The sequence below is a fragment of the bacterium genome, from assembly GCA_040755795.1.
Classification (GTDB): Bacteria; UBA9089; CG2-30-40-21; order CG2-30-40-21; family SBAY01; genus JBFLXS01.
Window position 1 is genome coordinate 1 of the sequence record JBFLXS010000735.1, and the last position, 1,135, is coordinate 1,135.

Sequence of the window (1,135 nt, forward strand, 5' to 3'; positions counted from 1 at the left end):
ATGGTGGTTGGCAACAACGAACTCCGGCAATGGCTGCTGGTCTAACCGACCACGTTTGGAGTATAGAGGAATGGCTTACCTATCCGGTTAGAGGAAGTTAGCTAATTTCGGACACCACCAATTTTTCGACCTGTGCGGTTAGGGTGAGAAAAAGAATAAACAGGTCGCTCCTCTGGAGCTAATTATGTTGTAAGGATATAATTTTTCTACAAACAGACCGCTCCTCTGGAGCTAATATAAATAAAGCTCCGTAGGAGCAATCTGTTTGTAGCATTCCACAAAAGCAACATGTTTGTAGCTCCGTAGGAGCGACCTGTTTGTAGTAGTAGTCTTTGGATTTATAAGGTGAGTCGAGATGACAAAGATGTTAAAGATTTAGAAAGATTCAAAAGGGCAAAAGGTAGTTGGAAAGGAGTTGATGTTAATCTTATCTATAAGGAGTTATCTGAGTCATGGAAAAAGTGGCAACCCAAAGAATTTGTATAGATACAGATGTAATAATTGATTATTTAAGAGAAACTCCAGTCTATGGAGATGTATTATCATGGGTGTTTGATTCGGGACTTTTCCCAGCAGAAATTCGGAATATGAAATAGGAGGCCGAGAAATGAATGAATGGGTTATCGCATTTGTCACTATCTTTGGAACCGTAGCCTCGGTATCAGGAGTGGTGGCATATGTATTCAATGGAACCAGAACATTAGTTCGAGAAATGCATGCAACAACTAAAGAAATACATGCAACACTTGTAGAAATTCACAAGGAAGGTGAACAGCGACATCAGGAAGTTATGGAAACCTTGAAGCAGCAACATCAGGATCACCAGGACATAGTGGAATTGTTAAAGAGAGGTTTTGGCATAGCGGCAACATAAGGGATAATATTTTAGGGACGCTGTCCCCAAACCCCTGCTGGGGGATTGCAATCCCCCAGTCCCCCTTTATACTGTCTGCCAGAGAAGCTTATTTGGTTATTCTACAAGGTACAAGATATAGTCCCATAGGGACTATATATCGGTAAATGGCTTTCCATAAATTTTCTACCAATATATCGTTCCTACGGAACTGATTGATTTGTCTATCTATTCCTACCGATATTATGTTCCTAACGGAACGATTATTCTCATGCCTTATTT

The 1,135-nt window shown here is 40.4% G+C and carries 3 protein-coding genes; all 3 read left to right on the forward strand.

The annotated features are described in order from the left end of the window. Positions 1-345 precede the first annotated feature (345 nt). From AB1414_21280 to AB1414_21290, 3 genes are read left to right on the forward strand one after another with little or no spacing between them, the layout of a single operon-like run. Positions 346-486 (forward strand): hypothetical protein, encoded by a 141-nt coding sequence (locus tag AB1414_21280; protein ID MEW6609944.1) that lies wholly within the window; start codon positions 346-348, stop codon positions 484-486. Continuing rightward, the gene (locus tag AB1414_21285) at positions 453-596 is read left to right on the forward strand and encodes a hypothetical protein (protein ID MEW6609945.1); all 144 of its coding nucleotides are present in this window, start codon (positions 453-455) and stop codon (positions 594-596) included. Before AB1414_21280 ends, AB1414_21285 begins: the two co-directional genes overlap by 34 nt. An 11-nt stretch (positions 597-607) precedes the next feature. Beyond that, positions 608-874 carry a hypothetical protein gene (locus AB1414_21290; GenBank protein MEW6609946.1) on the forward strand — a complete coding sequence of 89 codons (267 nt, stop codon included), beginning with the start codon at positions 608-610 and terminating at the stop codon, positions 872-874. Positions 875-1,135 lie beyond the last annotated feature (261 nt).

Coding starts and splice junctions, on each gene's coding strand:
- AB1414_21285 (MEW6609945.1), top strand. CDS start 453: ATGGAAAAAGTGGCAACCCAAAGAATTTGTATAGATACAGATGTAATA.
- AB1414_21290 (MEW6609946.1), top strand. CDS start 608: ATGAATGAATGGGTTATCGCATTTGTCACTATCTTTGGAACCGTAGCC.